General features: G+C 68.1%; 22 protein-coding genes and 1 pseudogene. 12 read left to right on the forward strand and 11 right to left on the reverse strand.

Annotated elements, in window-relative coordinates:
* Positions 1 to 129: 129 nt before the first annotated feature.
* Positions 130 to 1,596, forward strand: a complete 1,467-nt coding sequence (locus QMZ92_RS10500) for a CCA tRNA nucleotidyltransferase (RefSeq protein WP_283296976.1) — start codon at positions 130 to 132, stop codon at positions 1,594 to 1,596.
* 98 nt (positions 1,597 to 1,694) lie between these two features.
* On the opposite strand, the gene QMZ92_RS10505 is transcribed toward QMZ92_RS10500, so the two are convergent.
* From QMZ92_RS10505 to QMZ92_RS10515, 3 genes are all read right to left on the reverse strand, one after another.
* Complete coding sequence (locus QMZ92_RS10505) at positions 1,695 to 2,963, reverse strand: MFS transporter (RefSeq protein WP_283296977.1); 1,269 nt, start codon at positions 2,961 to 2,963, stop codon at positions 1,695 to 1,697.
* A gap of 97 nt (positions 2,964 to 3,060) precedes the next feature.
* Positions 3,061 to 4,143: an inositol-3-phosphate synthase gene (locus QMZ92_RS10510; RefSeq protein ID WP_269729470.1), complete on the reverse strand. Its 1,083-nt coding sequence runs from the start codon at positions 4,141 to 4,143 to the stop codon at positions 3,061 to 3,063.
* A gap of 52 nt (positions 4,144 to 4,195) precedes the next feature.
* Complete coding sequence (locus tag QMZ92_RS10515; RefSeq protein WP_138054213.1) at positions 4,196 to 4,915, reverse strand: PadR family transcriptional regulator; 720 nt, start codon at positions 4,913 to 4,915, stop codon at positions 4,196 to 4,198.
* Between the two features lie 361 nt (positions 4,916 to 5,276).
* Between QMZ92_RS10515 and QMZ92_RS10520 the strand changes: the two genes are divergently transcribed.
* Positions 5,277 to 8,003: a transglycosylase domain-containing protein gene (locus QMZ92_RS10520; protein ID WP_283296978.1), complete on the forward strand. Its 2,727-nt coding sequence runs from the start codon at positions 5,277 to 5,279 to the stop codon at positions 8,001 to 8,003.
* Between the two features lie 137 nt (positions 8,004 to 8,140).
* Entirely contained in the window at positions 8,141 to 9,634 is a 1,494-nt protein-coding gene (locus QMZ92_RS10525; protein WP_283296979.1) for a glycosyltransferase family 87 protein, read from the forward strand.
* A gap of 67 nt (positions 9,635 to 9,701) precedes the next feature.
* Here QMZ92_RS10525 and QMZ92_RS10530 read toward each other — a convergent pair whose 3' ends face one another.
* The 3 genes from QMZ92_RS10530 to QMZ92_RS10540 all read right to left on the reverse strand — a co-directional run bounded on the left by QMZ92_RS10530 (position 9,702) and on the right by QMZ92_RS10540 (position 12,336).
* Complete coding sequence (locus QMZ92_RS10530; protein ID WP_283296980.1) at positions 9,702 to 10,733, reverse strand: alanine racemase; 1,032 nt, start codon at positions 10,731 to 10,733, stop codon at positions 9,702 to 9,704.
* 64 nt (positions 10,734 to 10,797) lie between these two features.
* A complete protein-coding gene (locus QMZ92_RS10535; protein ID WP_283296981.1) occupies positions 10,798 to 11,916 on the reverse strand; it encodes a lipid II:glycine glycyltransferase FemX in 1,119 nt (372 codons plus the stop codon).
* Positions 11,917 to 12,021: 105 nt separating this feature from the next.
* Positions 12,022 to 12,336: a hypothetical protein gene (locus tag QMZ92_RS10540; RefSeq protein WP_283296982.1), complete on the reverse strand. Its 315-nt coding sequence runs from the start codon at positions 12,334 to 12,336 to the stop codon at positions 12,022 to 12,024.
* A gap of 297 nt (positions 12,337 to 12,633) precedes the next feature.
* On the opposite strand from QMZ92_RS10540, the gene rpsF reads away from it, so the two are divergent.
* The 4 genes from rpsF (at position 12,634) to rplI (ending at position 14,352) form a co-directional block, all read left to right on the forward strand.
* A complete protein-coding gene (rpsF, locus tag QMZ92_RS10545; RefSeq protein WP_004950685.1) occupies positions 12,634 to 12,924 on the forward strand; it encodes a 30S ribosomal protein S6 in 291 nt (96 codons plus the stop codon).
* A 73-nt stretch (positions 12,925 to 12,997) separates the two neighbouring features.
* Positions 12,998 to 13,579: a single-stranded DNA-binding protein gene (locus tag QMZ92_RS10550; protein ID WP_283296983.1), complete on the forward strand. Its 582-nt coding sequence runs from the start codon at positions 12,998 to 13,000 to the stop codon at positions 13,577 to 13,579.
* A 71-nt stretch (positions 13,580 to 13,650) separates the two neighbouring features.
* Positions 13,651 to 13,887 carry a 30S ribosomal protein S18 gene (gene rpsR / locus QMZ92_RS10555; RefSeq protein ID WP_003949403.1) on the forward strand — a complete coding sequence of 79 codons (237 nt, stop codon included), beginning with the start codon at positions 13,651 to 13,653 and terminating at the stop codon, positions 13,885 to 13,887.
* A gap of 18 nt (positions 13,888 to 13,905) precedes the next feature.
* Positions 13,906 to 14,352 carry a 50S ribosomal protein L9 gene (rplI, locus tag QMZ92_RS10560; RefSeq protein ID WP_138054220.1) on the forward strand — a complete coding sequence of 149 codons (447 nt, stop codon included), beginning with the start codon at positions 13,906 to 13,908 and terminating at the stop codon, positions 14,350 to 14,352.
* A gap of 169 nt (positions 14,353 to 14,521) precedes the next feature.
* On the opposite strand, the gene QMZ92_RS10565 is transcribed toward rplI, so the two are convergent.
* Entirely contained in the window at positions 14,522 to 15,859 is a 1,338-nt protein-coding gene (locus QMZ92_RS10565) for an MATE family efflux transporter (protein WP_283296984.1), read from the reverse strand.
* A 424-nt stretch (positions 15,860 to 16,283) separates the two neighbouring features.
* On the opposite strand from QMZ92_RS10565, the gene dnaB reads away from it, so the two are divergent.
* The 3 genes from dnaB (at position 16,284) to QMZ92_RS10580 (ending at position 19,804) form a co-directional block, all read left to right on the forward strand.
* Complete coding sequence (dnaB, locus tag QMZ92_RS10570; protein ID WP_283296985.1) at positions 16,284 to 17,771, forward strand: replicative DNA helicase; 1,488 nt, start codon at positions 16,284 to 16,286, stop codon at positions 17,769 to 17,771.
* Between the two features lie 176 nt (positions 17,772 to 17,947).
* Positions 17,948 to 18,097 carry a hypothetical protein gene (locus tag QMZ92_RS10575; protein WP_283296986.1) on the forward strand — a complete coding sequence of 50 codons (150 nt, stop codon included), beginning with the start codon at positions 17,948 to 17,950 and terminating at the stop codon, positions 18,095 to 18,097.
* A 324-nt stretch (positions 18,098 to 18,421) separates the two neighbouring features.
* Positions 18,422 to 19,804: a serine hydrolase domain-containing protein gene (locus QMZ92_RS10580; protein WP_283296987.1), complete on the forward strand. Its 1,383-nt coding sequence runs from the start codon at positions 18,422 to 18,424 to the stop codon at positions 19,802 to 19,804.
* Positions 19,805 to 20,063: 259 nt separating this feature from the next.
* On the opposite strand, the gene QMZ92_RS10585 is transcribed toward QMZ92_RS10580, so the two are convergent.
* Together QMZ92_RS10585 and QMZ92_RS10590 are read right to left on the reverse strand one after the other, a co-directional pair.
* Positions 20,064 to 20,516: a GNAT family N-acetyltransferase gene (locus QMZ92_RS10585; protein WP_283296988.1), complete on the reverse strand. Its 453-nt coding sequence runs from the start codon at positions 20,514 to 20,516 to the stop codon at positions 20,064 to 20,066.
* Positions 20,517 to 20,560: 44 nt separating this feature from the next.
* A complete protein-coding gene (locus tag QMZ92_RS10590; RefSeq protein ID WP_283296989.1) occupies positions 20,561 to 21,052 on the reverse strand; it encodes a MarR family winged helix-turn-helix transcriptional regulator in 492 nt (163 codons plus the stop codon).
* 174 nt (positions 21,053 to 21,226) lie between these two features.
* Between QMZ92_RS10590 and QMZ92_RS10595 the strand changes: the two are divergent.
* Positions 21,227 to 21,982, forward strand: a pseudogene (locus tag QMZ92_RS10595) (MFS transporter); the annotation flags it as partial.
* An 80-nt stretch (positions 21,983 to 22,062) separates the two neighbouring features.
* On the opposite strand, the gene QMZ92_RS10600 reads toward QMZ92_RS10595, so the two are convergent.
* Positions 22,063 to 22,917 carry a GNAT family N-acetyltransferase gene (locus QMZ92_RS10600; RefSeq protein ID WP_283297036.1) on the reverse strand — a complete coding sequence of 285 codons (855 nt, stop codon included), beginning with the start codon at positions 22,915 to 22,917 and terminating at the stop codon, positions 22,063 to 22,065.
* Between the two features lie 943 nt (positions 22,918 to 23,860).
* On the opposite strand from QMZ92_RS10600, the gene QMZ92_RS10605 reads away from it, so the two are divergent.
* Positions 23,861 to 25,582, forward strand: coding sequence for a globin domain-containing protein (locus QMZ92_RS10605; RefSeq protein ID WP_502962030.1), 1,722 nt, complete (start codon positions 23,861 to 23,863; stop codon positions 25,580 to 25,582).
* 77 nt (positions 25,583 to 25,659) lie between these two features.
* On the opposite strand, the gene QMZ92_RS10610 is transcribed toward QMZ92_RS10605, so the two are convergent.
* Positions 25,660 to 26,139: an NUDIX domain-containing protein gene (locus tag QMZ92_RS10610; protein ID WP_138054229.1), complete on the reverse strand. Its 480-nt coding sequence runs from the start codon at positions 26,137 to 26,139 to the stop codon at positions 25,660 to 25,662.
* Between the last annotated feature and the right edge of the window lie 26 nt (positions 26,140 to 26,165).

The following is a 26,165-nucleotide window of genomic DNA, read 5'->3' on the forward strand; positions in this document are numbered from 1 at the left end:
GTCCCCGCATGGTAACGAGGTGCGCTGCGGCGAAGTGCTCGGGACTGCTCCACATGATCGGAAGGGCGGTGCGGGCGGGCGGGAAACAGGGAGGCCGCGGGGCCGTAGGTGCACGTACCCTTTTCTGTTGTGCCGAACGCCAACGAAGACAACCTCACCGAACTGAGCCAGGTGCAGCGCCGCGCCGTGAGCGAGCTGCTGCGCGTGTCCCCGGTCGCCGATGATCTCGCCCGTCGATTCCAGGATGCCGGATTCCGTCTGGCGCTGGTCGGTGGCTCCGTACGGGACGCTTTGCTCGGCCGGCTCGGCAATGATCTCGACTTCACCACCGATGCCCTTCCCGAGGATGTTCTGAAGATCGTCCGTCCCTGGGCGGACTCCGTGTGGGAAGTGGGCATCGCCTTCGGCACGGTCGGCTGCCAGAAGGACGGCCACGTCGGTGACGGCGTTCAGCGCTTTCAGATCGAGATCACGACCTACCGCTCCGAGGCTTACGACCGGACCTCACGGAAACCGGAGGTCTCCTACGGCGACTCCATCGAGGAAGACCTGGTCCGTCGCGACTTCACCGTGAACGCCATGGCCGTCGCTCTTCCGGAGAAGGAGTTCATCGACCCTCACGGAGGGTTGCAGGACCTCGCCTCGCAGGTGCTGCGTACACCGGGGACCCCGGAGGACTCCTTCTCCGACGATCCGCTGCGCATGCTGCGTGCGGCACGTTTCGCCGCCCAGCTCGACTTCGAGGTCGCGCCTGAGGTCATCGCCGCGATGCGCGAGATGTCAGACCGTATCGACATCGTCTCGGCCGAGCGGGTCCGCGATGAGTTCAACAAGCTGATCCTCGCTCCGAACCCCCGCAAGGGCCTCGCGCTGCTCGTGGACACGGGGCTCGCCGAACGTTTCATGCCGGAACTGCCGGCGCTGCGGCTGGAGAGTGACGAGCACCACCGGCACAAGGACGTGTACGAGCACTCACTGATCGTGCTGGAGCAGGCCATCGACCTGGAGGAGGAGGGGCCGGACCTCGTCCTGCGTCTCGCCGCTCTCCTCCACGACATCGGCAAGCCGAGGACCCGGCGTTTCGAGCCGGACGGGCGAGTCTCCTTCCACCACCACGAGGTGGTGGGTGCCAAGATGACGAAGAAGCGCCTCACGGCGCTGAAGTACTCCAACGACATGGTCAAGGACATCGCTCGCCTTGTGGAGCTGCATCTGCGCTTCCACGGGTACGGCACCGGCGAGTGGACCGACTCGGCCGTGCGGCGTTATGTGCGCGACGCAGGGCCGCAGCTCGAGCGCCTGCACAAGCTGACTCGCTCCGACTGCACCACGCGCAACAAGAGGAAGGCGAGCGCCCTTTCGCGCACCTACGACGGACTGGAGGAGCGCATCGCCCAGCTCCAGGAGCAGGAGGAGCTGGACGCGATCCGTCCGGACCTGGACGGCAACCAGATCATGGAGATCCTGGGGGTTGGCCCTGGACCTGTCATCGGGAAGGCCTACGCGTTCCTGCTCGAGCTGCGGCTCGAGAACGGACCGATGGTTTACGACGACGCGGTGGCGGCGCTCAAGGAGTGGTGGGCGACTCAAAGGTGACCGCGAGCGAGGGCATGTTTCACGTGAAACATGCCCTCGCGCCGAGGGGCAATGAGCGATGTTTCACGTGAAACATCGCTCATTGACCTTCACGGGTTTCACGGGTGCGCTCCGGTTCGGCGCCAGCGCAGAAGTGTCGCGGCACTCAGACCGTAGAGCGCGGCGAGCAGGGCGACCAGCGGGACGGATCGCCCGTCCGGAGGCAGCATCAGTGCCGTCACTCCGGCTGCGCCGACGAAGGCGACGTTGAAGAGCATGTCGTAGAGGGAGAAGACCCGGCCTCGGTACTCATCGTCGACGGAGGTCTGCACGACCGTGTCCGTTGTGATCTTGGAGCCTTGGGTGACCAGTCCCAGGGCGAACGCGGCGATGAGGATCGGCGCGGGAGCGAAAGTCAGTCCCAGGGCCGGTTCCAGAACGGCGGCCGCGCCTGCGAGGGTCGCGATCCATCCGTAGTGGCCGAGTCGGTCGACCCCCCAGGGAGTGATGACGGCTGCGGCGAAGAATCCGGCGCCGGAGAGTGCCACGGCCAGGCCGAGGAGCTTCAGACCCTGCGACTCCGTCGAGGACCAGGTGTACCTGCAGAGCATGAGGACCATCACGGTCAGTGCGCCGTAGCAGAAGCGCAGCATGGTCATGGCGGCAAGGGCGCGGGCGGCGGTGCGCCGTTCGGCCAGATGGCGTAGTCCGCTGGCGAGGCCGCGGACCGTCGAAGCCAGGGCTGCGCTGAGCCGTGGCTGCAGCAAATCAGGTTCGGGACCGAGGAGTTCGCGACCCATGCGAAGGGAAGCGAGAGCCGCGCAGAGATAGAGCGTCGCACCGAGGAGTACGACGACCACGTCCGAGTCGGAGCCGGCGATGCGTACGGCGAACGCGAGGCCGCCGCCGGCCGTGGCTGCGAGCGTGCCGGCCGTCGGCGAGAGGGAGTTGGCCATGACGAGCCGTTGCTCGTCGACGACGCGCGGAAGCGCCGCGGAGAGTCCCGCCAGGACGAAGCGGTTGACTGCCGTGACGCAGAGCGCGGAGGCGTAGAAGAGCCATTCCGGGACCGGGGCGAACATCAGCATGGCCGTGGAGCAGGCGAGGACCGCTCGCAGGAGATTCCCGTGGAGGAAGACCTGCCGGCGCGGCCATCGGTCCAGGAGGACGCCTGCGAACGGACCGATGAGGGAGTAGGGCAGGAGCAGTACCGCCATGGCAGCGGCGATTGCTCCTGGGGAGGCCTCTTTCTCCGGCGAGAAGACCACGTACGTGGCGAGCGCGACCTGGTACACACCGTCGGCCGACTGCGACAGCAGCCGTACGGTGAGCAGACGGCGGAAGTTCGTCAGGCGCAGGAGTACGCGCAGATCACGTACGACAGGCATGTGGGCAAGCGTCACACACGAAGAGAGCCCCCGGGCAGATGCCACGGGGACTCTCGACAGGCCGGGAGGACTGCGGAGTACGCGGTCCGGTGCCGAACTAGCGCTCGACCTCGCCCTTGATGAACTTCTCGACGTTCTCGCGGGCCACGTCGTCGAAGTACTGGACCGGCGGGGACTTCATGAAGTACGAGGACGCGGAGAGGATCGGTCCGCCGATGCCGCGGTCCTTGGCGATCTTCGCGGCTCGCAGCGCGTCGATGATGACGCCGGCGGAGTTCGGGGAGTCCCACACCTCGAGCTTGTACTCCAGGTTCAGCGGGACGTCGCCGAAGGCGCGGCCCTCCAGGCGGACGTAGGCCCACTTGCGGTCGTCCAGCCATGCGACGTAGTCGGACGGGCCGATGTGGACGTTCTTCTCGCCGAGCTCCCGGTCGGGGATCTGCGAGGTGACGGCCTGGGTCTTGGAGATCTTCTTGGACTCCAGCCGCTCGCGCTCGAGCATGTTCTTGAAGTCCATGTTTCCGCCGACGTTCAGCTGCATCGTGCGGTCCAGGACGACGCCGCGGTCCTCGAAGAGCTTCGCCATCACACGGTGCGTGATCGTGGCGCCGACCTGCGACTTGATGTCGTCACCGACGATCGGCACACCGGCGGCGGTGAACTTGTCCGCCCACTCCTTGGTGCCCGCGATGAACACCGGGAGGGCGTTGACGAAGGCGACCTTGGCGTCGATGGCGCACTGGGCGTAGAACTTGGCAGCGTCCTCGGAACCCACCGGGAGGTAGCAGACGAGAACGTCGACCTGCTTGTCCTTGAGGACCTGGACGACGTCGACCGGAGCCTCGGCGGACTCCTCGATGGTCTCGCGGTAGTACTTGCCGAGACCGTCGAGGGTGTGACCGCGCTGGACGGTCACGCCGGTGGACGGCACGTCGCAGATCTTGATGGTGTTGTTCTCGCTGGCACCGATGGCGTCCGCAAGGTCGAGGCCGACCTTCTTCGCGTCGACATCGAAGGCGGCGACGAACTCGACGTCACGGACGTGGTAGTCGCCGAACTGGACGTGCATCAGACCCGGCACCTTGCTGCCCGGGTCGGCGTCCTTGTAGTACTCGACGCCCTGCACCAGCGAGGCGGCGCAGTTGCCCACGCCGACGATGGCTACGCGAACCGAACCCATTCCGGCTGCTCCCTGTGTGTTCTCGTGCGAGACCCTGCTCAGGCGCGGGGTCTCAGTTGGTGGTGTCTTCGGACGGATCCGGCGGGGTGGGGCGCCGCGGTGCGACACCCTCGGGGGACGCTTCGTCCCCGTGCCGGGGCAGGCCGCCCGACTCTCCAGATGTGTTGTCCTGCCGAGCGGCTTCCCCGGTGGCCGTGGACCGTCGCTGGTCCCGCCCCGCCCGCTCGCTCTCGATGAGTTCGTTCAGCCAGCGCACCTCGCGCTCGACGGACTCCATGCCGTGCCGTTGAAGCTCCAGCGTGTAGTCGTCCAGGCGCTCTCGTGTACGGGCGAGGGAGGCGCGCATCTTCTCCAGACGCTCCTCCAGCCGACTGCGCCGGCCTTCCAGCACCCGCATCCGCACCTCGCGCTCCGTCTGGCCGAAGAACGCGAAGCGGGCCGCGAAGTGCTCGTCCTCCCAGGTGTCGGGGCCGGTGTGGGACAGGAGCTCTTCGAAGTGCTCCTTGCCTTCGGCCGTCAGCCTGTAGACGATCTTGGCCCGGCGCCCCGCGAGCGAGGCGGCGAGGGCGTCCTCGGGCGCGCTGCCCGGCTCCTCGATCAACCAGCCGTTGGCGACCAGCGTCTTGAGGCAGGGGTAGAGGGTCCCGTAACTGAAGGCCCGGAAGATCCCCAGCGAGGTGTTGAGCCGCTTACGCAGCTCGTACCCGTGCATGGGGGCCTCACGGAGAAGGCCGAGAACGGCGAACTCGAGGATGCCGGAACGTCGGCTCATCGGTCGCCTCCTCTGCCTTCCCGGATGGTTATGCCGTGCTGATGTATCGAATCGATACATCCAGACGATAGAGCGACGCGTCTGTTGCGACAAGAGGGGTCCTTGTGACCGGCATCACATCACCGATTCGCAGCAAGTGAGTTGCCTTATTTGGGATGAATTTTCCGCACGAGAGGTTTTTGTTCGTGCGTAGTCTGTGCGCCATGCAGACCACCGGGAACCGTGTGACACCAGGAGGCGTCCTCGTCCTGGATGCATTGCGGATGAGCCCTCCGCCGGGCTGGTCCGTATTGATGTCGGGGGGACCGGATCTCAACTGCCGCTTCCAGGCGTTCGCGCCTGCTCGAGGAGTAGTCGTTCGATGAGCGAGCACCGTCGCAAACCGCCGCAGCCCGAGGGTGGCGGACGTGCCGCGGCCCGGCGCGCCGCCCAGCAGCCTCCGACTGGCCGCCGTGCGGCCCGGGGCGCAAGCACCAGTTCTCCCTCCGCGCCGCACGGAGAAGAGCAACCGTACGGAGGCCGGGCTGCCGCCCGGCGCGCCGCCCAGCGCGGTGGGGGCGGCCGCAGAAGGGTCTCGGAGGCCGGCGGCGCCGGGATCGGTGGTCACGGTGGTGGCCGCCGCGGTGGCGGCGGTCCGGGAGGACCGGGCCGCGGCCGGGGAGGTGGTCCCGGGAAGAAGCGGCTGATCGACTATCCGCGCCACGACAAGTACGGCTGGCGCCGCTGGGTGCCGTCGTGGAAGCTCGTGACAGGCCTCTGCCTCGCGTTCCTCGGCAGCCTGATGACCGCCGGCACCATCGCCTACGCGGTGGTGGGGATTCCCGAGCAGGACAAGGCCGCCAAGGCGCAGAACAACGTCTACTACTGGGCCGACAAGTCGCAGATGGCCGCGACGGGCGGTGAGGTCAACCGTCAGATCGTCTCGATCGACAACATCCCCTCCCACATGCAGAACGCGGTGATCTCGGCCGAGAACAAGACGTTCGAGACCGACAAGGGCATCGACCCGATGGGTATCGCCCGTGCCGTGGTCAACATGGCGAAAGGCGGCCAGACCCAGGGTGGCTCGACCATCACCCAGCAGTTCGTGAAGAACGCCATGCTCGGCGACCAGTCCCAGACCTTGAGCCGCAAGGTCAAGGAGCTCTTCATCTCCATGAAGGTCGGCACCGAGGTCGAGAAGCCCAAGATCATGGAGGGCTACCTCAACACGTCGTACTACGGCCGCGGCGCCTACGGGATCCAGGCCGCCGCCCGCACCTACTACGGCAAGAACGCGAAGGACCTCACCGCGAGCCAGTGCGCCTTCCTCGCCTCCCTCCTCAAGGGCGCGACGTACTACGACCCCGCCGGCGCGACGGAGATCGACCCCAAGGCCACGCCGAAGGCCAACACCGAGCGCGCCACCAAGCGCTGGATGTGGATCCTCGGCGAGATGCGCAAGGACGGGCACCTGACGGACGCGGAGTACACGGAGGCCGTCAAGGAGTTCCCGAAGCCCGACAAGCCGAAGAAGAACGCGCAGCTCGGCGGTCAGACCGGTTACCTGGTCGACCTCGCCAAGGCCTACTTCATCAACAACAACGACCGGGGCATCACCGCCGAGGATCTCGCCAAGGGCGGCTACGAGATCCACACGACCTTCGACAAGAAGAAGGTCGACAAGCTGACCAAGGCCGTCGAGAACGTCCGCAAGAAGAACATCGACGCGAAGAAGCGCCCGGAGACGGACACCCACGTCCAGTTCGGCGGCGCCTCCGTGAACCCCAAGACCGGGGCGATCGTCGCCATCTACGGCGGTGAGGACGCGACGAAGCACTTCACCAACAACGCGGACAAGACCGGTGCCCAGGTCGGCTCGACCTTCAAGCCGTTCGTGCTCGCCGCGGCCATGCGGGACGGTGTGCGCGACCCGAACTCCGGACCCGTCCAGGGCCCGGACGAGCGCAGGATCCTCGACCCGGACAAGAGCCGGTACAACGGCGTCAACAAGCTCAAGATCAAGCAGTACGACGGCAGCGTCTGGCGGAACGAGAAGGGCGAGGAGTGGCTGCAGCGCAACGACGGTGACGAGTCCTACAAGGACATCAGCCTCCGCGAAGCGATGATCCACTCCGCCAACTCGCCCTTCGTCCAGCTGGGCATGGACGTCGGTATCGACAAGGTGCGCGAGGCGGCGATGGACGCCGGGCTGCGCGAGGACTCGCTGGTCGAGTCAGACGTCCCCTCCTTCTCGATCGGCATCTCCGACCCCAGCGCGATCCGCATGGCCGGCGCGTACGCCACCTTCGCCGCCAACGGCGAGCAGCGCGAGCCGTACTCGGTGAAGCAGGTGGAGCACAGCGGCGAGGTGATCTTCAAGCACGAGGACAAGTCGGAGCGTAAGTTCTCCTCGGCCGTCGCCAGCAACGTCACCGACGTGCTGCGGGACGTCGTCGAGGACCCCGAGGGCACGGGCCGCAACGCCCGTCTCCCGGGTCGTGACGTGGCCGGCAAGACCGGTACCACCGACGGCAACAAGTCGGCGTGGTTCGTGGGCTACACGCCGCAGCTGGCGACCGCCATCGACATGTACCGGATGGACGACAACGCGGAGAACAAGAACCGCAAGTTCCTGGAGATGTTCGGAACGGGCGGTCAGCAGAAGATCCACGGTTCGTCGTTCCCGTCCGAGATCTGGCACGACTACATGGAGGACGCGCTCAAGGGCACCGAGGTCGAGCGCTTCTCCGAGCCCGAGTCCCTCGACGGCGACGCCGTCTACGGCGGCGGTCTCACCAGCCCCGAGCCGACCCCGTCCGAGACGCCGTCGGAGACGCCCTCCGAGACGCCGTCGGAGACGCCCTCCGAGACGCCGTCCAAGTCCCCGAAGCCCTCGAAGTCCTGTGACCGGTTCGACTGGACCTGTAACCCGACCGCCGGGCAGGACGGTGATCCGAGCAACGGCGGGACCGACACGGGCACCACGGACGGCGGCGTGACGGACGGTGGTGTGAGCACCAGCCCGTCACCGTCGGACGGCGGCAACGGCAACGGCACGCAAGGAAACGGGAGCGACGGCGGCTGGCTGGGAGGACCGGAGGGCTGACGACGCGCTGGTGAACACGCCGAGAGGGCCGTGGCACCCGGAGGAGGACTCCGGGTGCCACGGCCCTCTTTCGTTGTCCACAGGCCGTTGTCCACAGGCCGTACGCGGTGGCGGCCCCGTACGGCAGGATGTGCTCCATGGCGAGCCCGGAGAAGACGATGCCGCAGCACGACGAGGCGCCGGTCAGTCCCACACGGAGGGACGAGATCGCGGCTGCCGGCAGTGAGCTGATCGGGGGCCCTCTCGGCCGCTGGGCGCGGGTCGGCGGCAGCCGGCTCACGCCCGTGAGGGTCGTCGCCCTGGTCGCGATCGGGATGTTCGCGCTCGGCATGGTGCAGAAGATCCCCTGCTACGACTGGGCGTGGTTCCGGGGCGCCAGCTCGCAGTACACGCACGCCTGCTACTCCGACATCCCGCATCTGTTCCTCGGACGCGGCTTCTCCGAGGGCCTGGTGCCGTACTTCGACCGGCTGGACGGCGACATGGAGTACCTCGAGTACCCCGTGCTGACCGGCTTGTTCATGCAGGTCGCCGCGTGGCTCACACCGTCGGGCGGCTCCATCCAGCACCGTGAGCAGATCTACTGGATGGTCAACGCGGGCATGCTGATGATCTGCGCCGCGATCATCGCCGTGTGCGTCGCGCGAACCCATCGCCGCAGGCCGTGGGACGGACTGCTGGTGGCCCTGGCACCCGCGTTCGCCCTCACCGCCACCATCAACTGGGACCTGCTGGCGGTCGCCCTCACCGCGGCGGCGATGCTCATGTGGTCGCGCGGACGGGCTCTGGCCTTCGGCGTCCTCGTCGGGCTCGCCACGGCGGCCAAGCTGTACCCGGTGCTCCTCCTCGGCCCCCTGCTGGTGCTGTGCTGGCGGGCCGGCAGGTACCGGGAGTACGGGACGGCGCTCCTCGGCGCGGCCGGGGCCTGGCTGGTGGTGAATCTGCCGGTGATGCTGGCGGCGCCCGAGGGGTGGAAGAAGTTCTACACGTTCAGCCAGGAGCGCCAGGTCGACTTCGGGTCCTTCTGGCTGATCATCACCCAGCGCACGGGCGAGTCGATCGAGGTCGACACGGTCAACACCTACGCCACGGCGCTCATGCTGCTGGTGTGCGCCGGTATCGCCGGGCTGGCCCTCACGGCTCCGCGCAGACCCCGGTTCGCGCAGCTCGCGTTCCTGGTCGTGGCGGCGTTCGTCCTGACCAACAAGGTCTACTCACCGCAGTACGTGCTGTGGCTGATCCCCCTCGCCGCGCTGGCCAGGCCGCGCTGGCGGGACTTCCTGATCTGGCAGGCCTGCGAGGTCATGTACTTCCTGGGCATCTGGATGTACCTCGCGTACACCACGAGTGGGGACAAGCACCAGGGCCTGCCCCCGGAGGGCTACCAGCTGGCGATCGCCCTGCACCTGCTGGGAACGCTCTATCTGTGCGCCGTGGTCGTGCGGGACGTCCTCATGCCCGAGCGTGACGTGGTGCGGCAGGACGGTTCGGACGACCCGTCCGGCGGTGTCCTGGACAGGGCGACGGACGTCTTCGTGCTCGGCCAGGCAGCCCATCCGCCGCGGCATGCGGCGCACGCCGTGGAGGGCCCGCGGGTGGAATGGGGCAGGACCGGCCCGGCGGCCCGCTGAGAGGGCCCGGACGCCCGCTCACGGGCCCTTGGGTGGCCCGGCCCCGAAGCCTGCCGGGACCGAACGGCTAGCGGTCGACCAGACGGTCGAACTGGGTGGTCGTATGGCGCAGGTGTGCGACCAGCTCGTCCCCGACCTTCGGCTCCGTCGAGTCGGCCGGGACGAAGAGGATCGAGACCTGCATGTGCGGGGGCTCCGCGAACCACCGCTGCTTGCCCGCCCAGACGAACGGCGACAGATTGCGGTTGACGGTGGCCAGACCGGCGCGGGCGACGCCCTTGGCGCGCGGCATGACGCCGTGGAGGGCCTTGGGAGCCTCCAGGCCCACTCCGTGTGATGTGCCGCCGGCGACGACCACCAGCCAGCCCTCCGAGGCGGCCTTCTGCTGGCGGTATCCGAAGCGGTCGCCCTTGGCGACGCGGGTCACGTCGAGGACGGCCCCCCGGTACTCGGTGGCCTCGTGGTCGCCGAGCCACAGCCGGGTGCCGATTCGCGCACGGAAGCGGGTCTGGGGGAACTGCTGCTGAAGCCGGGCGAGTTCGTCGGCCCGCAGATGGCTCACGAACATGGTGTGCAACGGCAGCCGCGCGCTCCGCAGCCGGTCCATCCAGGCGATGACTTCCTCCACCGCGTCGGAGCCGTCCGTGCGGTCCAGGGGCAGATGGAGGGCGAAGCCTTCCAGCCGCACGTCCTCGATAGCGGAGTGCAGCTGGTGCAGGTCGCTCTCGGCGACGCCGTGCCGCTTCATCGAGCTCATGCACTCGATGACGACCCGCGCGCCGACCAGGGCGTGCACCCCGTCGACGGACGAGACCGAGCGGATGACCCGGTCTGGAAGCGGCACCGGTTCCTCACCGCGGCGGAAGGGCGTGAGCACGAGGAGGTCGCCGCTGAACCAGTCCTTGATCCGGGCCGCCTCGTAGGTGGTGCCCACGGCGAGCATGTCGGCCCCGAAGCGGGTCACTTCCTCGGCGAGACGCTCGTGGCCGAACCCGTAGCCGTTGCCCTTGCAGACCGGAACGAGTCCCGGGAACTGGTCGATCACGGACTTCTGGTGCGCCCGCCAGCGCGCGGTGTCGACGTAGAGGGAGAGCGCCATGGCCGGGTCCGAAGCCTTTCTGGTGCAGCGGTGTATGAGAGGTATGAGTGAGGTTACGGAACGATCAGCGGCGCGACATGTAGATGTCGAGAGCCTTGTGCAGGAGCTTGTTGAGCGGGAAGTCCCACTCGCCGACGTACTCGACGGCCTCGCCGCCGGTGCCGACCTTGAACTGGATCAGTCCGAAGAGGTGGTCCGACTCGTCGAGCGAGTCGCTGATGCCGCGCAGGTCGTAGACGGTGGCGCCCATGGCGTAGGCGTCCCGCAGCATCCGCCACTGCATCGCGTTCGAGGGCCGGACCTCGCGGCCGATGTTGTCGGAGGCGCCGTACGAGTACCAGACGTGGCCGCCGACGACGAGCATCGTCGCCGCCGACAGGTTCACCCCGTTGTGCCGTGCGAAGTACAGCCGCATGCGGTTGGGGTCCTCGGAGTTCAGGACCGTCCACATGCGCTGGAAGTACGAGAGCGGGCGGGGGCGGAAACGGTCGCGCTCGGCCGTGATCTCGTAGAGCCGCTGCCACTCCGCCAGGTCCTCGTAGCCGCCCTGGACGACCTCGACGCCGGCCTTCTCGGCCTTCTTGATGTTCCGGCGCCACAGCTGGTTGAAGCCCTTGAGCACGTCGTCGAGGGACCGGTTGGCCAGCGGGACCTGGTAGACGTACCGCGGCTGCACGTCGCCGAAGCCCGCGCCGCCGTCCTCGCCCTGCTGCCAGCCCATCTTGCGGAGCCGGTCCGCGACCTCGAAGGCCCGGGGCTCGATGTGGGTCGCCTCCACGTCGCGCAGGCGCTTCACGTCCGGGTCCTGGATGCCCGCCTTGATCGCCGGGGCCTCCCAGCGGCGGATCACGACCGGCGGACCCATCTTCACCGAGAAGGCGCCCTGGTTCTTGAGGTGCGCCAGCATCGGCTGGAGCCAGTCGTCCAGATTGGGGGCGTACCAGTTGATCACCGGGCCCTCTGGCAGATAGGCCAGGTAGCGCTTGATCTTGGGAAGCTGGCGGTACAGCACGAGGCCGACGCCGACGAGCTGTCCGCCCTTGTCGAACCATCCGAGGCTCTCGGAGCGCCACTCGGTCTTGACATCCGCCCATGCAGGGACCTGGCAGTGACTCGCCGAAGGCAGGCTCTGGACGTACGCCAGATGCTGCTCTCGGCTGATGGTCCTCAGGGTCAGGCTCATGCGGGGCGCTCCTCGGCTGGTGTGTCCCCATGGGTCAGGGGCTCCGGCTCTCGCGCCGAAGCCTACTGGGCCCGGGAAGCGCCCCGCGTGGGCGTGGGCCGAGGGCTAGTAGCCGATCAGGCCGCCGAAGAGCCCACCCTGAGCCATACCGAGGAAGAAGCCGACGGCCGAGGCCCCCAGCCCGATGACGAGAAGGAAGCGTTCGCGGGTGGTGGCCGAGATGAACTGGCCGTACGCGCCCGTGAGGATCCCGATGAGGCCGGACCAGGAACTGAGCAGGTGGAGGTTGTGGAACTGTGCCGTCACGAAGGCCACCACACCCAGGACCAGGGTCACGACCATCAGGGTGTCCTGAAGTGGATGGGGCTTTCCGTCCGTGGCGAGGAGAGATCCGGTGGGATTCGGTTGCGACTGCGCCATGAAGCACCTCCTGGCATTCCCGGAGGGCGGCGTACTATGACGCCGCCCACACCCGATGCGTACAGGGTGCGGTGGGTGGACGCCGGATTTCAACCGGAAGCGGGTGTGCGGGTACTGTGTAGCGTCCGCACCGGTGTCTGCCCAGGTCGGCACTCGATACCTCGCCCTCCCGTACCGAAGGCGGGGGCCGTTGTCAGAGCCGCCTGATTTACTGCGTAGGCATCGATGCTCAACGCATCACGACCCTCCTGCCACGGAACGACCGTGGCCGCTGAGTCCAAAGGAGGTGGGTTCCACATGCGTCACTACGAGGTGATGGTCATCCTCGACCCCGATCTCGAGGAGCGCGCTGTCTCCCCGCTGATCGAGAACTTCCTCTCCGTCGTCCGTGAGGGCAACGGAAAGGTCGAGAAGGTCGACACCTGGGGCCGTCGTCGTCTCGCTTACGAGATCAAGAAGAAGCCCGAGGGCATCTACTCGGTCATCGACCTGCAGGCCGAGCCTGCGGTCGTCAAGGAGCTCGACCGCCAGATGAACCTGAACGAGTCGGTCCTCCGGACCAAGGTCCTCCGTCCCGAGACCCACTGAGCACCTAGCTCAGAGGTCATCGGGTTCGAGTAGCAGCAAGCAGCCAGAAGCAATCCCGCCGAGAGGTTCACCCATGGCAGGCGAGACCGTCATCACGGTCGTCGGCAATCTCGTCGACGACCCCGAGCTGCGCTTCACCCCGTCCGGTGCGGCGGTCGCGAAGTTCCGTGTCGCGTCCACTCCCCGCACCTTCGACCGCCAGACCAACGAGTGGAAGGACGGCGAGAGCCTCTTCCTCACCTGCTCGGTCTGGCGTCAGGCGGCGGAGAACGTCGCCGAGTCGCTCCAGCGAGGCATGCGCGTCGTCGTGCAGGGTCGGCTGAAGCAGCGGTCCTACGAGGACCGTGAGGGAGTCAAGCGCACGGTCTTCGAGCTGGACGTCGAGGAAGTCGGCCCCAGCCTCAAGAACGCCACGGCCAAGGTCACCAAGACCACCGGCCGCGGTGGCCAGGGCGGCTACGGCGGTGGCCAGCAGCAGGGCGGCGGCTGGGGCGGAGGCTCCGGCGGTGGCCAGCAGCAGGGCGGCGGCGGTGCTCCCGCCGACGACCCGTGGGCCAGCAGCGCGCCGGCCGGCGGTCAGCAGCAGCAGGGCGGCGGCAGTGGCGGCTGGGGCGGAGGCTCCGGCGGCGGCTACTCGGACGAGCCTCCTTTCTAGGAATCGGGCCCTCAGGGGCGATTCCAGGGAGAGCTCGTACTCCCACTTCTTGATCACACAGGAGAAACACCATGGCGAAGCCGCCTGTGCGCAAGCCGAAGAAGAAGGTCTGCGCTTTCTGCAAGGACAAGGTCACGTACGTGGACTACAAGGACACGAACATGCTGCGGAAGTTCATTTCCGACCGCGGCAAGATTCGTGCCCGCCGCGTGACCGGCAACTGCACGCAGCACCAGCGTGACGTCGCCACGGCCGTCAAGAACAGCCGTGAGATGGCGCTGCTGCCCTACACGTCCACCGCGCGCTAAGGGAAGGGTGACCGAAACATGAAGATCATCCTTACCCACGAGGTGTCCGGTCTCGGCGCTGCCGGCGACGTCGTCGACGTCAAGGACGGTTACGCTCGCAACTACCTGGTCCCGCGCGGTTTCGCGATCCGCTGGACCAAGGGTGGCGAGAAGGACGTCGAGCAGATCCGCCGTGCCCGCAAGATCCACGAGATCGCGACCATCGAGCAGGCCAACGAGATCAAGGCCCGTCTCGAGGGCGTGAAGGTGCGTCTGGCCGTTCGCTCCGGCGACGCCGGCCGCCTGTTCGGCTCCGTCACCCCGGCCGACATCGCTTCGGCGATCAAGTCCGCCGGTGGTCCGGAGGTCGACAAGCGCCGTGTTGAGCTCGGTTCGCCGATCAAGACCCTGGGCTCGCACCAGGTGTCCGTGCGTCTGCACCCCGAGGTCGCCGCGAAGCTCGGCGTCGAGGTCGTCGCCGCCTGAGCGACTGCCCGCAGAGCAGTATGAGAGGGCCGCACCCGTCTGGGTGCGGCCCTTTCTCGGTTCCGGTGCGAGGCCCCGCTGCCGTGGTGTGCCGTCGACGGGGCCCACCTGTCCTGTGCGTGCGCCCGAAGGGTGCGGCGAAGGGACGTTTCACGTGAAACGCCGTTTGTCAGCGCGTCGCGCCCGTCACGATCCAGCGCCCGGAACGGGTCCGCAGCCACAGAGTCGCCATGCGGACTGTCATCATCAGGGCCATGGCCCACCAGAGCGCGGTGAGCCCACCGCCGAGCACCGGCACCAGGAGGGCGATCGGTGCGAACACCGCGAGGGTGATCAGCATGGCCCCGGCCAGATAGGGACCGTCACCGGCGCCCATCAGCACACCGTCGAGAACGAACACCACGCCTGCAATGGGCTGGGAGACGGCCACCACGAGCAGAGCCGGCAGCAGAGTTTCCTTGACCGCGGGGTCGCTGGTGAAGAGGGGGATGAAGAGCGGACGTGCCAGCACGATCAGAAGCCCGAGCACCACGCCCGAGGCGATTCCCCACTCCACCATGCGCCGGCACGCGGCTCGCGCCCCTGCGGGGTCGCCGGCGCCCAGATAGCGGCCGATGATGGCCTGGCCGGCTATGGCGATCGCGTCCAGAGCGAAGGCCGTCAGGCTCCAGAGGGAAAGGATGATCTGGTGCCCGGCGATGCTGGTGTCGCTCAGCCGAGCAGCGACGGCGGTGGCGATCAGCAGTACGGCTCGCAGGGAGAGCGTGCGGATCAGCAGCGGCACACCTGCCTGAGCGCTCGCCCGTATGCCCTCGGTGTCCGGCCGCAGGGAGGCACCGTGGCGACGCGCCCCGCGGATGACCACCACGAGATAGGCGGCGGCCATTGCGCACTGGGCGATGACCGTGCCCCAGGCCGAGCCGGCGATGCCGAGCCCGGCGCCGTAGACGAGGCCGAGGTTGAGGGCCGCGTTGGCGGCGAAGCCGCCGATCGCCACATAGAGAGGAGTGCGGGTGTCCTGCAGGCCGCGCAGTACGCCGGTGGCGGCCATGACCACGAGCATGGCCGGGATACCGAAGCTCGAGATGCGCAGATAGGTGATGGCGTACGGTGCGGCCGTGTCCGAGGCTCCGAAGACGTCGACCAGCCATGGAGCCGAGGGCAGAACGACCGTGACGACCGCGACACCGAGCAGCAGCGCCAGCCAGATGCCGTCCATGCCCTGTCGGATCGCGGCACTCAGGTCCCCCGCGCCCACTCGGCGCGCGACTGCGGCGGTGGTGGCATAGGCGAGAAAGACGAAGACGCTGACCGCAGTCATCAGCAGTGCGGCTGCCACACCCAGTCCGGCGAGCTGGGGCGTGCCGAGGTGGCCCACGATCGCGCTGTCGACCATCACGAACAACGGCTCTGCGACGAGCGCTCCGAAGGCGGGGACGGCGAGCGCGACGATCTCGCGATCGTGTCGTCGGCGGCTGGATCTGGTCGCCGCAGGGGCCTGTGTCATGGGGGCCAATCTAATCTTCCACAGGTAAGAGATGCAAAGGGTAAGTGATCCTTACCAAATAGTGGGACGGGGCTTCTGCTGTGCGCCGTTTGTTCTGATCTTGATCCGGCTGGGGAAGTTTTTCTCCCCCACAGCCGGTGGACGGAAAAAGTGCAGGTCAGTGGCGGCGTGGAGTGAGTGCCATGACTTTGTCCACAGTCCTGTCCCCCGCTCCGTGCACAGGTTCCGCAGGGTTCTCCACAGCATCTGCTCCGTCGTCCACATGGCCTGTGGATAACCAGATTGGCTGACGGTGCCGACAGCCCTAACGTGGACCGGCGCCCGATGTGCCGCCCAGCGGAATCGGGCCTCTCGTGTTGTCAGTGCCGTGTCCTAAAAAGAGTGCCACGCAGAGGTCCGCGGAGCGGACGGGAGGAGGCGGCCGGTGAGCGTTCCCGAGCCCCTTGACGAGCCCTGGACCGACATCGGTCCGGGTGACCGTCTGCCCGTCTCCCGCCCCCGTCGAGGAGATGGCCGGGGAAGCGGCGCCCGTGAGGAGCAGCACGAGCGCGGCAGGGAGAGCGTGGCCTGGGACGACGGTTCACCGGGTTTCGAGCGGGTCCCTCCGCAGGATCTCGATGCCGAGCAGTCCGTCCTCGGCGGCATGCTGCTGTCCAAGGACGCCATCGCGGACGTCGTCGAGATCATCAAGGGCCATGACTTCTACCGGCCCGCGCACGAGACCGTCTACCAGGCGATCCTCGATCTCTACGCCAAGGGTGAGCCTGCCGACCCCATCACCGTCGCGGCCGAGCTGACCAAGCGAGGAGAGATCACTCGTGTCGGCGGGGCCTCCTATCTGCACACGCTCGTCCAGTCGGTCCCGACGGCCGCGAACGCCTCGTACTACGCGGAGATCGTGCACGAGCGTGCCGTGCTGCGGCGCCTGGTCGAGGCGGGCACACGCATCACCCAGATGGGATACGCGGCGGACGGCGACGTCGACGAGATCGTGAACTCGGCGCAGGCGGAGATCTACGCGGTCACCGAGCAGCGCACCAGCGAGGACTACCTTCCACTCGGCGAGATCATGGAGGGTGCGCTCGACGAGATCGAGGCGATCGGCTCCCGCAGTGGCGAGATGACGGGCGTCCCGACCGGGTTCACCGACTTCGACTCACTCACCAACGGTCTGCACCCCGGGCAGATGATCGTCATCGCTGCCCGTCCCGCGATGGGCAAGTCGACGCTCGCGCTGGACTTCGCACGAGCAGCGTCGATCAAGAACAATCTGCCCAGCGTGATCTTCTCCCTCGAGATGGGGCGGAACGAGATCGCGATGCGTCTGTTGTCCGCCGAGGCCCGCGTCGCCCTGCACCACATGCGCTCCGGCACGATGACCGACGAGGACTGGACCCGGCTCGCCCGTCGTATGCCCGATGTCTCCCAGGCGCCGCTCTACATCGACGACTCCCCGAATCTGTCGATGATGGAGATCCGAGCGAAGTGCCGGCGTCTCAAGCAGCGCAATGATCTGAAGCTCGTCATCATCGACTATCTGCAGCTGATGCAGTCCGGTGGCTCCAAGCGGGCCGAGAGCCGTCAGCAAGAGGTCTCGGACATGTCCCGAAACCTCAAGCTGCTGGCCAAGGAGCTGGAGATCCCGGTGATCGCGCTCTCACAGCTCAACCGTGGTCCCGAGCAGCGTACGGACAAGAAGCCGATGGTCTCGGACCTGCGTGAGTCCGGCTCCATCGAGCAGGACGCTGACATGGTCATCCTGCTCCACCGCGAGGACGCGTACGAGAAGGAGTCGCCGCGCGCGGGTGAGGCGGACCTGATCGTGGCCAAGCACCGAAACGGTCCGACGGCGACCATCACGGTCGCCTTCCAGGGCCACTACTCGCGTTTCGTGGACATGGCCCAGACCTGAGCCCGCGGTTCCAGGATCCGCGACTCACAGTAGGCGCCTTCGACGGTTTCCTGGGCCTGAACCAGGAGCCGTGGACGGATCCCAGGGAAGACGGACTGCTCATCTGGGCGGGCACGGAGCACGAGGACCTGTACTGCTGGAGGGCCGACGGTGACGACCCCGACCGTTGGCCCATCGTGGTCCGGTCCTTCGACGGCGAGGACCTCCTCTGCGACTGCCGGGCCGCCGAGTTCGTCTGCCGCATCCTCGTCGACCCGCACCACCCGTACACGATGGCCCGCCATTCCGACACCCACTGGTTCATGAGCCACCGGGAATGCGGCTGAGCCCGCCGCCAAGCGGAATCCGACGCCTGGTTGGCGGCGTCTTCGGGAAAGAGAGGAGAAACACTCGTCCGCCACAGCAGCCTCGTCAGATGAAATGACTTCCTGGGTGCGCTCCGCGGTACCACGGAAAGTAACCACCCTCGCAGCCCGTGGGTCCCGATCCTTCACAGCCGGCCGACACGGCCGCTGCTCACGAAGCCCGGACTCTGGCTTTTCCGCAGGGCCCAGTGCTGATGATCACGAGAAACGTACAGCGGTCTTGCAGGACCGCATTCTCCATGTCGGGCGGTCGACTCCGGGCGTGCGGTCGGATAGATATGGTTCATGATCTCATCTTTCGAAGGGCTGCTGCGCAGTACGGAACGCGCACTGCTGCACCGTGTTGCCGTCGCCCAGTCCGAGGGACGCGCACCCTCCCTCGTCGGGGCGGTGGCCAGGGACGGGCGTCTTGTCTGGAGCGGCGCCCGCGGCTGCCCCGAAGCAGACATGCCGGACGTGGACACCCAGTACCGCATCGGTTCCCTCACCAAGACCTTCACCGCCGCGCTCGTGCTGAGGCTGCGGGACGAAGGGGTGCTCGATCTGAACGATCCGCTGGACAAGTACCTACCGGGAACCGGTGTGGGCGAGGCGACCGTCGCCCAGTTCCTCTCTCACAGCGCGGGACTTGCGGCCGAGAGCCCCGCCCCTTGGTGGGAGCGCACGCCTGGGGCGCTGCGTCCGGAGCTGGCCGACGTGCTTGGTGAGCAGCCCGTGCTGCACCCCGCCGGGCGCCGCTTTCACTACTCCAACACCGGTTACACGCTGCTGGGTTCGCTCATCGAGGCGGTGCGGCGCAAGCCGTGGGAGGAGGTGCTGCGGACCGAGCTCCTCGAGCCGCTGGGCATGCACCGCACGAGCTGTGACCCCCAGGCCCCTCATGCGAGCGGCTGGGCGGTGCATCCGTGGGCGGATGTGATGATGCCCGAACCGGCCGAGGACCTGGGCCTGATGGCCCCGGCCGGTCAGCTCTGGTCGACCGCGGCCGACCTCTGCCGCTTTGCCGGGTTTCTTGTCGAAGGCGATGAACGGGTGCTGAGCGCGGACTCCGTGCGCGAGATGGGAACCGCGTCCGCCCCCTCCGAGCCCGGGGACTGGGACAGCGCCTATGGGCTCGGTCTGCAGATCGTCCGGAGGAACGGGCGTACGCTCATCGGCCACACCGGGTCGCTGCCGGGATTCGTCGCCTGCCTCTGGACGGACGCGGAGGAAGGTGTGGCCGCCGTGGTGCTTGCCAATGCGACGTCGGGGCCGCTGCCGGCCGCCGCGGCCGCGGACCTCGTCCACATCGTGGCGGATGCCGAGCCTCGCTTCCCGGAGCCGTGGCGTCCGATGCCGGAAGTGGACGAGGCGCTGCTTGAACTGACGGGCGCCTGGTATTGGGGCACCGCCGCTTTCGGGCTGAAGCTCGTCGCGGACAGGGGTGTCGAGCTGTACCCACTGTCGGGCAACGGCCGGGGCTCGCGGTTCCGAGCTCGCCCCGACGGGACATGGGCCGGGCTGGACGGCTACTTCGCGGGCGAAACCCTGCGCATGGTGCGCGGGTCGGACGGGCAGTCGGTCCATCTCGACCTGGGGTCCTTCGTCTTCACCCGGGAACCGTACGATCCGGCTGCCGAAGTGCCCGGTGGTGTTGACGAGGGAGGCTGGCGGGGCCTGCCGCTGTGACGAGCGGCTCGCGCGCCTCGGTCGGGCGCCGTCCTGAGTCGGCGCCCGGTGGCGGTTTCACGTGAAACGCCTCCGGCTGCTCGGACGGGCGGCTTGCTCGACGGCGCGGAAGCGCGGAACCTTCGTACCCGACGGACCCCGGCAGTCGGGGGCCTCCTTCGATCACGGCTGAGGCTTCCTGCCCGGGGCCGGACGGCAGACGCCGGACGGAAGATCAGTGTGGGACCCGTGCGCGAGCCGGGAGCGGCCGGCGGAGGCGTCAGAGCACTCGCTTGAAGCCCAGATGCGATGCCTCGAAGCCCAGGCGTTCGTAGAAGCGATGGGCGTCGGTGCGGGAGGCGTCGGACGTCAACTGGACGAGGCGGCAGCCGAGGCGGCCTGATTCCTCGACCGCCCACTCGACGAGCTGGGTGCCGAGCCCGCCGCCCCGTTCGTCTGCATGGATCCGTACCGCTTCGATGATCGAGCGGGTGGCTCCGCGGCGGGACAGCCCGGGGATGACGGTGAGCTGCAGGGTGCCGACGGCCCGGCCGTCGAGCTCGGCGACCACGAGGTGCTGGTTCGGGTCTGCTGCGAGTCGTTCGAACGCGGCCAGGTAGGGGGCCGGGTCGTCGAGCGACTCGCGCTGCGCGCCCAGCGGATCGTCGGCGAGCATCGCCACGATCGCGGGGACGTCGGAGGGGGAAGCGGGCCGTATCTGCACATCACTCATGATCCGCACCCTATGCGCCTCTCATGGTGAAGCGGTTGGCGGTCTCACCCGTAGGCGGCGGTCGGTGCGGGGGCCGTGGATGCGGGAAGCTTCAGCTCCTCGACCGCCCGGACCAGCGCAGCCAGTTCGGGGTCCTTGGCTGCCTCGTCGAGGGCCTCGCGCAGTGCGCGGTCGTTCGTCGGACGGGCTGCGGCCAGTAGTTCCAGGCCGGCTTCCGTGACATCGGTGTAGATGCCGCGCCGGTCGGTGTCGCACAGGTAGCGGCTCAGCAGCCCACGGTCCTCGAGCCGGGTGACGAGGCGGGTGGTGGCGCTCTGGCTGAGGACGACGGCGTCGGCGACCTGCTTCATCTGGAGGTGGCCGCCCGGGCCGCTGTGCTGGCGGCTGAGTACGTCCAGCAGTGAGTACTCCCGCACGCTCAGATCGTGATGCGTTTGGAGGGCCCGCTCGACATGGCCCTCGATCCTTCCGTGCAACAGGGAGAGAGCGCACCAGCTCTGAGCGAGTGCGGTGAGTGCCGGGTCCGTCGCTGTCATCGATCTCTCCTCCGTCCAGGAGCGTCCGTGCGGGCCTGGCCTCGGCCCCTGCGGAGTGACGCGACTCCAAGGGTAGACGACCAATGCAATAGCCCGCTCCTGCAATTAAATAACTCAACAATTATTGTTGACGCATGTAAAGAGCGCGCGCAAACACTTGAGAAGGTGCCCCCCATGCCTCTCGCCCTTCTCGCCCTCGCCATCGGGGCATTCGGTATCGGAACCACCGAGTTCGTGATCACGGGCTTGCTGCCCGAGGTCGCGAACGACTACCAGGTCTCGATTCCCACCGCCGGCTTCCTGGTGACCGGGTACGCCCTCGGCGTGGTGCTGGGCGCGCCCCTGATGACCGTGCTCGGCACCAAGGTGTCCCGCAAGAGGATGCTGATGCTGCTGATGGGGCTCTTCATCGCGGGCAACGTGCTCTCGGCCGTCGCTCCCGTCTTCGGCGTCATGCTCGCCGGCCGTGTGGTGGCCTCGCTCGCCCATGGAGCCTTCTTCGGTATCGGCTCGGTCGTCGCGGCCGACCTGGTGGCCCCGGAGAAGAAGGCCGGGGCGATCGCGATGATGTTCACCGGCCTGACCGTCGCCAATGTCGTCGGCGTCCCTCTGGGCACCTTCATCGGGCAGAGCATCGGCTGGCGAGCCACGTTCCTGATCGTGGCCGGGCTCGGTGTGCTGGGGCTCGCCGGCATCGCCAGGCTCGTTCCGGAGCAGCCCGGGCCCGAAGGCGTACGGCTGCGACACGAGATGGCGGCCTTCCACAATGTCCAGGTGCTGCTGGCCATGGCGATGACCGTGCTCGGTTTCGGGGGCGTGTTCGCCGCCATCACCTACATCACACCGATGATGACCGAGGTCGCCGGATTCGCCGATGCCTCCGTGACCTGGCTGCTCGTTCTCTTCGGACTGGGGATGGTCGGCGGCAATGCGCAGGAGGTTCTGGCCCGCTGGGTCCCATCCTCGGCGGAACCGATCCCGGGCGGAACCGCGGGTCGACCCGCTCGGACTCAACCCGCCGCGACGGTCAGTGGCGCGAATCGGCGGGTCCAGTCGCCCGGAAGAGCGGAAGCGCCGCGGAGCATCACGGCGTTGAAGGCGATCGGCTCGATGCCGCTCGCCTTCACCCAGGTGAGCAGTTCCTCATGTCGCACATCGATGTTCGTGCGGAGCGGACGCTCCGTCTCCGCGGCCAGCGAGGTGATCAGGGCCTTGGCGGTGTCCGTGTCCCGTGCGATCAGCGGGCCGACGACCTGGGTCTCCATGTTCGGCCATGCGGCCGCGAAGCCCGTGAGGACACCGTCGGCTTCAGCAACCCTCAACTGGTCGGCGAAGGCGGGCAGCCGGGCGAGCACATGTGTCCGGTCCACCCCGAACACCTCGGCGTCCAGACGGAGGATCGCGGGGAGATCCTCCGCCGTGGCCGCCCGGGTCACGGCCCGGGGCGCCGGACCGGAGAGACGGAAGCGGCCGCGGACCATCTCGGCGCGGCCCGCGTGGGTGAAGCCCAGTTCTTCGTAGAGCGGCTGTCCGTTCGGCGTGGCGTGCAGGGTCAGGGGGGTCTCACCGGTCTCGGCGAGTACGTGCCTCATCAGACGTCGCCCGACACCCTGCCGGGCGTACCGTTCGGCCACGAGCACCATGCCGAGGGCGGAGAGCCCCGGACCGTACGACGTCACCACACACCCCGCCACGAGCCCTCCGGTTTCGGTGTCGTCGATGCCGTACCCCGTGCCCGCCGTGAGCAGGAGACCCCATTTGTGCTCCTCGCGCGGCCATCCCCGGTCCTCCGAGAGATTCGCGCAGGAGCGCAGGTCCGCAGTGGTCAGACGCCGGACGGGGAGCTCGGTGAACGGAGTTGGCATGAGGCCAGGCTGTCCGACGCAGTGATCTTCCGTCCACCGCTTTCGGGGAAGTGGCCCGGCAGTGAGACGACAACGCGGCCAGCAGGCCGGTGGCATCGGTCACCGGCAGCCCCGTGGCGGCCGGGGCGGCTACGGCATCCACACCGGGTCGGAGCGAGAGGCGGTGGGCGCGGTCGTTGCCGGGGAGGGTCCGCCGAGTCGGGCGTTTGAGCGGTTTCACGTGAAACACCGTGTCGAGGCCGGGTCGCTCTTCACGTCCGACGAGGGGAGTGGCCGGGCGTGCCGGCCTCGCTCCTCATCGCGAGCGGGATTCCTTCGCCCGGACATTGCCCAACCGGAGTGCGCGCGTCGTCGGGGTTCATCTCCGTCGGCCATTCCGTTCACGGAGCCGGTCGTACCGTCCTGCATTCTCGTGCTACGAAGTGGTGAAGGTCGCGAAGGAGCTCTGTGCAGAGATCGGGATGATGGCTGAACGGTCCCTGTCGCCCCTGCCGATTCGCTGTCCGATGCGCAGATCTTTGCCGTGGCGACCGTTGCGGACGCGGTGAATGCGGACCATCATCTGTCCGGGCGGCTCGCCACACCGCACCGGACGGGATGAGAACTACTGGGGGCACGCGAACCGGTGGGATTCCCTTGCTGGTTTCGGGTGCGGGGACATACCCACCGAGACCCGAGTCGTGGCCGCGTAAACGGACATGGGTGCGATGCAGCCTAACGGGAAAGCGGGTGGGGATACCCGGACTTTCCGCTCTTTGTCCGCTGCCGGGCGGGAGCTGGCATGCTGCGACGACGAGCGCTGCGGGCAACGTCACCATCCGGTCCCACTCGCCCGAATCCCATAATCGCGAAGGCTAATGTGGGCGGGCACGAGTCATTGAGAGCAGAGCGGGGATATCGAGGCGCCTTCCGAACCAGCGGAGGTGCGCAGACCGACCGAGAGATGTTCGAGGCGAGGCACACAATGGACGCTCCGACCACCACGTCGGCCGACAACGGGACCTCCGGTGAGAACGGCGCGAGGGGCGGGGGAGGCTGGTTCACCCCCCGGAAGCAGCCTGCCGAAGGCAGTCCGGCTCCTGGCGGCACCGAGAGCTCTGCCCGCGGGGGAGCCGAATCGGCGGACGACGGGCGAATAGCCACCCCCAGCCGGCCGGTCGCCTCCATCCGTCCCGTCGGCACGGGAGCCGAGCGGGCCGCCGGGACCCCGCCGCGCGGAGTCGCCATTCCCCAGACACGCACCGCGCCCGAGGCCCGGCGGCCACCGGTCGCGGCGCCGCATGAGTCGCCTGCGCCGCCGGTCGTGCCCCCCTACGGCGCGGGTGCCGCGTACGACGCCTCTTCGCCCTACGGAGACAACGACCCCCACCACGGCCCTCCGGGGCATGACGCCCCGTCCCACGGCGGCGTTGCGCCTCACCAGAGCTCCGCGCCCCACCACGCGCACCAGGCAGTCCCGTCCCACGGCGGCGACGCACCGCACTCCGGCCCCACCCCCGACGCCGGAGCCGGTGGCTCCGGCTCCGTTCTGTTCCCCGGAGTCTCCGACCAGAAGGCGTCCCCCGACGCGATCCTCATCCGGCGGACCATGGAGGAGATCGCTCCGGTCGCCGACAAGGTCACTTCCTACTTCTACGCCCTGCTGTTCGTCCGCCACCCCGATCTGCGGTCCCTCTTCCCGGCCGCCATGGACACCCAGCGCGACCGGCTCCTCAAGGCGCTGCTCACCGCCGCCGAGCACATGGACAACACGCCCGTACTGGTCGACTACCTCGAGCACCTCGGCCGCGGTCACCGGAAGTACGGCACCCGGCCCGCGCACTACCCGGCCGTCGGCGAGGCGCTCATCGGGGCGCTGACCCGCTACGCGACGACGACCTGGAGCGAGGAGACCGAAGCCGCGTGGGTCAGGACCTACACGACCATCTCCCAGATCATGATCGACTCTGCCGCTGAGAACGAACGGCACGCGCCGGCCTGGTGGCACGCCGAGGTGGTGTCCCACGACCTCAGAACCCCGGACATCGCGGTCGTCACCGTGCGACCCGACCAGCCGTACCCGTTCTTGGCCGGTCAGTACACGAGCCTCGAGACGCCGTGGTGGCCGAGGATCTGGCGGCACTACTCCTTCGCGGGTGCGCCCCGTTCCGACGGACTGCTCTCGTTCCATGTGAAGGCCGTCCCGGCGGGCTGGGTCTCCAACGCCCTGGTCCATCACGCCCGGCCCGGCGATGTGCTCCGGCTGGGCCCGCCGGCGGGCTCGATGGTCGTCGACCACACCACCGACAACGGGATGCTCTGCCTGGGCGGCGGTACCGGTATCGCGCCCATCAAGGCGCTGGTCGAGGACGTCGCCGAGCACGGTGAGCGCCGTCCGGTGGAGGTGTTCTACGGGGCGCGCAGCGATCACGACCTCTACGACATCGACACGATGCTGCGGCTCCAGCAGAGCCATCCGTGGCTCCAGGTGCGGCCCATCGTTGACGGCAGGACGCAGTTGCCCGACGCCGTGCTCGAGTACGGGCCGTGGAACGAGTACGACGCGTTCCTCTCCGGCCCGGTCGGGATGATCCGCAGCGGAGTGGACACGCTCAGGGGCGTCGGTATCCCGTCGGAGCGGATCCGTCACGACTCGCTCGAAGAGCTCGTCGCCGCCGCCGACTAGGACGTGTTGCGAATGTGGCTCCGGCGCCAGGGCCGTCGGGCAAGGCGCGGGACGGCCCGGACCGAGGGGCTCCGTGCTCAGCCCAGGTCGGGTGCGTGCATCGCCCGGACCCCCTCGATGTTGCCGTCCAGGTAGTGCCGCAGGGACAGCGGGACGAGATGCACGGCGGCGATGCCGACGCGGCTGAAGGGCACCCGGACGATCTCGTACTCGCCGCAGGGGTCCTCCACCTCGGGGCCGTGCCGCCGGGACTCGTCCATGGCCACCAGACGGCAGACGAAGAAATGCTGCACCTTCACGCCCGAGACGCCGCCGTCCACGATGTGCTCGACGGTGTCCACGAAGCAGGGCACCACGTCGACGATCTTGGCGCCCAGCTCCTCGTCCACTTCACGGTGGAGGGCGTCCACGACGGTCGCGTCCTCGGGCTCGACCCCGCCGCCCGGAGTGACCCAGTACGGATCCATGCCCGGCTTGGTGCGCTTGATCAGGACGAGGTCGTCGCCGTCGAGCAGGATGGCGCGTGCGGTGCGCTTGACCACTGGCCGTTCGGTCATGGTCAGAGAGTGGCCCACGCCACCTG

The organism is Streptomyces sp. HNM0645, assembly GCF_030056615.1.
Lineage (GTDB): Bacteria > Actinomycetota > Actinomycetes > Streptomycetales > Streptomycetaceae > Streptomyces > Streptomyces marianii.